The 1,254-nt window shown below is 40.4% G+C and carries 1 pseudogene; it reads right to left on the bottom strand.

Annotated features, from left to right (window positions below):
* Positions 1-1,254: pseudogene (locus tag GZ996_RS11765) on the bottom strand (transposase); the annotation flags it as partial.

Raw genomic sequence — 1,254 nt, 5'->3', positions numbered from 1 at the left:
GCTAGTTCAGGTTCATCGGCGTAGTAAACCTTGATTTCCTGTTGAAAGTCCGTCTGTGTTTTCTGATGTTTGACATGGTGAAAACGATAGCACCACCCGTCAGGATGAGTATAGCTATCCTCTTTGTAATCAATCATAGTGCCAATTCGTTAAGTTCCTAGCTGACGGTTTATACCCTTTTTTCTGCTCTTTATCAAACATGGCATACTTAATCAAATGGTTCACATTGCTTTCATTCAAGCGAAGAAGGTTCTCTTCACTGCTGTATCCAGCATCTGCGACAACGGTCTTCACATCATGTGGGTAGGTTTCGAAAAATGGCGAAAGAGTTTTAGTATCTGTCGGATTTGAGAAGACATCATAGTGAAGAACAAATTGGTTCTCAGTAGCGATTTGAAGATTGTATCCAGCCTTGAGTTGACCATTCTTCATGTGGTCTTCTTTCATCCGCATGAAAGTGGCATCTGTATCTGTTTTGGAAAAGCTATTGCGTCCTTCGAAAGTATCTTGATATCTCTCATATTTTTCAGCGCGTACTGAAAAATCATCCTTAACTTTACGCAGGACTTTCTTGAGTTTACGACGTTGAGTTTTACGGTCGTCCTTTCCTTTTACAGGCTCCCCCTCAATGGCTTGGCTCAGTTTAGCCAATTCTTCTTCAAGGACTTGAGTGAACTCTGTTAACTGTTCTGAGGTAATAGGTTCTTCTTCATCCAGCACAATGGCCTGATGGATAAGGGGTGTGATTTCTTCTTGGAAATAGACCTGTATCTGTTCTTGAAGTTTGGCGGAAAACTTATCCGTAGCCTTTTTCCACACGAAACTATACTTATTGGCATTAGCTTCAATCTTAGTGCCATCAATAAACAGACAATCCAACGTCACTAATTCTTCCATTTTCAAACGAAGATTGAGATCAATGAACAAATCACGAATGAGATTTTCCATCCCAGTAGCGACACGAAAACGATTGATGGTGCGGTAGGAAACCACCAACTGTCCTGTTAAGTACTGCATGGCGATATTTTCAATCATTATTTTTTCGATCTTTCGCCCAGAGAAGATACCTTGTGAGTAGGCAAATAGCAGAGCAGCCAGAAGCATTTTAGGGTGATAAGAAGGGCGACCAAATTCATGATAGAAAGCGTGGAAGTGACTATCTTCCAAGGCATTCACCACTTTTTCAATGGTAAAGACAATATGGTCTTGTGGCAAGAAAAAACTTATTTCTAGTGATAAAGTCGTTTGATTTGT

This window comes from Streptococcus sp. S784/96/1 (assembly GCF_902729355.1).
In the GTDB taxonomy this organism is placed as follows: Bacteria; Bacillota; Bacilli; order Lactobacillales; family Streptococcaceae; genus Streptococcus; species Streptococcus caledonicus.
The sequence above is the reverse complement of the archived record's forward strand: the minus strand, read 5'-3'. Positions and strand labels throughout refer to the sequence as shown.